We start from the raw sequence: 1,370 nt of genomic DNA on the forward strand, positions 1-1,370 counted from the left end.
AAGGAAAAATACCGCTCTTAGTTGGCGGTACCATGCTGTATTATAAAGCGCTATTAGAAGGATTATCGCCGCTACCTGCTGCCGATCCTTTTATTAGACAAGCGATCGATTTACGAGCGCAAGTAATAGGATGGGAAGGGTTACATGCCGAATTGCAACAAATTGATCCAATTTCTGCGGCAAGAATTCATCCAAATGATCCACAAAGATTGTCACGGGCATTGGAAGTTTATCGAATTTCAGGTAAAACTCTTACAGAGCTGACAAAAACGAAAGGGGAGCCGATTCCTTTCCGTATTAAGCAGTTTGCAATAGCTCCCAAGGATAGGGCTGAACTCCATCGTCGAATTGAACTTCGTTTCGATAAGATGGTCGAATCAGGTTTCGAGCAAGAAGTGAGAGCGCTTTACGCTCGAGGTGATCTTCATCCTGATTTACCGTCTATTCGGTGTGTCGGTTATCGACAAATGTGGGAGTATTTAGATGGGAAGGGCAGTTTAAATGAGGCCATTTATCGTGGTATCTGTGCAACCCGTCAATTGGCCAAGCGTCAGATCACCTGGTTGCGCAGCTGGGATGATCTAACTTGGTTAGATAGTGAGCATGTTGATCAAGCGTTAGAAACTCTTTCAAATGCCATAGCATCGGATTGAGTTAGCTGTGTATAATGTGATCGCTTTTGCGTGATGTGCCCTGTAAAGGATCCATTGCTTATAGATAGGGCAATGAATCTTTCTGATGAGTAACATAGGGTGTTTTTATTCGTTTAGCTCAGATGTAAAGGCCGCACCAATAGACGTGCACCACTAGCTAAATAATTACAACAAAATACAAAATAAGGAAAATAAAATGGCTAAGGGGCAATCTCTACAAGACCCATTCTTAAATGCACTACGCCGCGAGCGTATTCCTGTTTCTATTTATTTAGTAAACGGCATTAAATTACAAGGACAAATTGAGTCATTTGATCAGTTTGTTATTCTGTTGAAGAATACAGTCAACCAAATGGTTTATAAACACGCCATTTCAACGGTTGTTCCTGCTCGTCCAGTCAGTCATCATAATGCAGACCGGCCTACAGCAGAACGTACAACAGAAAAATCAGACGATTAATTTTTTGTCGTCAATTTATCATAGATTAAGGAGTTGAGCGCTTGTTTGACCGTTATGAAGCCGGTGAGCGAGCCGTACTTGTTCATATCAACTTCACGCAACAGGGTGAGTGGGACGATCTTAGTGAGTGTGAGATGCTTGTCTCTTCTGCTGGTGTCTCGACGCTACAAGTGATTACGGGTAGCCGTCAGTCTCCTCACCCTAAATATTATGTCGGTGAGGGTAAAGCACAAGAAATTGCACAAGCCGTGCAATCG

General features: G+C 42.8%; 3 protein-coding genes. All 3 read left to right on the forward strand.

Annotated elements, in window-relative coordinates:
- On the forward strand, positions 1-653 hold a 653-nt coding region (gene miaA, locus B7C60_RS01670), incomplete at its 5' end, for a tRNA (adenosine(37)-N6)-dimethylallyltransferase MiaA (RefSeq protein ID WP_245868397.1).
- Positions 654-849: 196 nt separating this feature from the next.
- On the forward strand, positions 850-1,113 hold the full coding sequence (gene hfq, locus B7C60_RS01675) for an RNA chaperone Hfq (RefSeq protein ID WP_099610147.1): 264 nt from the start codon (positions 850-852) through the stop codon (positions 1,111-1,113).
- A 41-nt stretch (positions 1,114-1,154) separates the two neighbouring features.
- The coding region (locus B7C60_RS17515) for an HflX-like GTP-binding protein (protein ID WP_483887745.1) at positions 1,155-1,370 on the forward strand (216 nt) is incomplete at its 3' end.

The sequence above is a fragment of the Vibrio fujianensis genome, from assembly GCF_002749895.1.
GTDB lineage: Bacteria > Pseudomonadota > Gammaproteobacteria > Enterobacterales > Vibrionaceae > Vibrio > Vibrio fujianensis.

What these genes read in the sequence shown, in the direction of transcription:
- hfq (WP_099610147.1), top strand. Translation starts at nt 850, where the DNA reads ATGGCTAAGGGGCAATCTCTACAAGACCCATTCTTAAATGCACTACGC.